General features: G+C 68.7%; 2 protein-coding genes. Both read left to right on the top strand.

Features of this window, described 5'->3' with window-relative positions:
- A partial coding sequence (locus ABN028_RS35135; RefSeq protein ID WP_349699660.1) for a sugar porter family MFS transporter occupies positions 1-1,374 on the top strand: 1,374 nt, incomplete at its 5' end.
- Positions 1,375-1,408: 34 nt separating this feature from the next.
- The coding region (locus ABN028_RS35140) for a GNAT family N-acetyltransferase (RefSeq protein WP_349699661.1) at positions 1,409-1,646 on the top strand (238 nt) is incomplete at its 3' end.

Below are 1,646 nucleotides of genomic sequence, written 5' to 3' on the forward strand. Positions count from 1 at the left end.
GCGGGGCCGACCGGCAGGGTCGCCCCGGTCGCCGCGGCGGCGGCGCTCGGCGGCTTTCTCTTCGGTTATGACACAGCTGTCATCAACGGTGCGGTCGGTGCGGTGCGCGACACCTTTGCCGTCAACCCGTTCGTTCTCGGCCTGGCGGTGGCGGCGGCGCTGCTGGGGTCGGCGCTGGGCGCCTGGTCCGCCGGTCCGCTGGCCAACCGCCTCGGCCGGGTCCGGGTCATGCTGATCGCCGCGGCGTTGTTCGCCGTGAGCGCGCTCGGTTCCGGATTCGCGTTCGCCATCTGGGACCTCGCGCTGTGGCGGTTCATCGGCGGGATGGGCGTGGGTGCCGCCTCGGTGATCGCTCCGGCGTACATCGCCGAGATCTCGCCGGCCCGGATCCGCGGCCGCCTGGGTTCGCTGCAGCAGTTGGCGATCGTGACCGGGATCTTCGTCGCCCTCCTCGTCGACTACGTACTGGCCACACTGGCCGGAGGCGCCCGCGAGGAGCTCTGGCTCGGCCTCGACGCGTGGCGGTGGATGTTCCTGTCGTTGCTGATCCCGGCGCTCACCTACGGTGCGCTCGCGTCCCGCCTGCCTGAGTCACCGCGCTTCCTCGTCGCGAAGGAACGCACCGCAGAGGCGCGAAAGGTCCTCCGGAAGTACCTCGGCGGTGACGTCGAGGCGAAGATCGCCGAGATCGACCAGACCCTCGCCGCGGATCGCAGGATGCGGCTGTCGGACCTGCGCGGCCCCCGGCTCGGCCTGCTGCCGATCGTGTGGGTCGGCATCTTGTTGTCGGTGTTCCAGCAGTTCGTCGGCATCAACGTGATCTTCTACTACTCGTCCGTCCTGTGGCAGGCGGTCGGGTTCAGCGAGGCGGACTCCCTGATCATCACGGTGATCACGTCGGTGACCAACATTCTCACCACCTTGATCGCGATCGCGACCATCGACAAGGTCGGGCGCAAGCCGCTGCTCACCATCGGGTCGACGGGCATGATGCTCACCTTGGGCACGTTGGCGTTCGCCTTCGGGACCGCTCCGGTCATCGGCGGCGAACCGGTGCTGCAGGGAATCATGGCGCCGGTCGCCCTGGTCGCCGCGAACCTCTACGTCGTGTTCTTCGGACTGAGCTGGGGACCCGTGGTGTGGGTCCTGCTCGGCGAGATGTTCCCCAACCAGATCCGTGCCCAGGCCCTTGCGGTCGCCGCCGCCGCACAGTGGCTGGCGAACTTCACCGTCTCGACGACGTTCCCGACGCTGCAGGCGATCGGCCTCGGATTCGCGTACGGCATCTACACGTTCTTCGCGGCACTCTCCCTGGTGTTCGTGGTGAGGCGCATCAGGGAGACGAAGGGCCGGGAGCTGGAAGAAATGCAGTGAGCTGGCGTCCTGACAGCGGCTAGCCTCACTCGTCATGACACCAGCCTCATCGACGTCGCCAGCGCGGATCCGGGCGGAGCGGGACGCCGACCGCGAGGACGTGCACACGGTCCATGCTCAGGCATTCGGCGGGGACGAGGTGGTTCCCCGGCTCGTCGAGGCGCTACGGGCTGCCGAGGCTCCGATCGGTCCGCTGTCCTACGTCGCCACCGTCGACGACGTGATCGTGGGCCACGTCCTGCTGAGCGCCTGCCGGCTCGACGCACCCCACC

The sequence above is a fragment of the Actinopolymorpha sp. B17G11 genome, from assembly GCF_040196095.1.
Taxonomy (GTDB): Bacteria; Actinomycetota; Actinomycetes; order Propionibacteriales; family Actinopolymorphaceae; genus Thermasporomyces.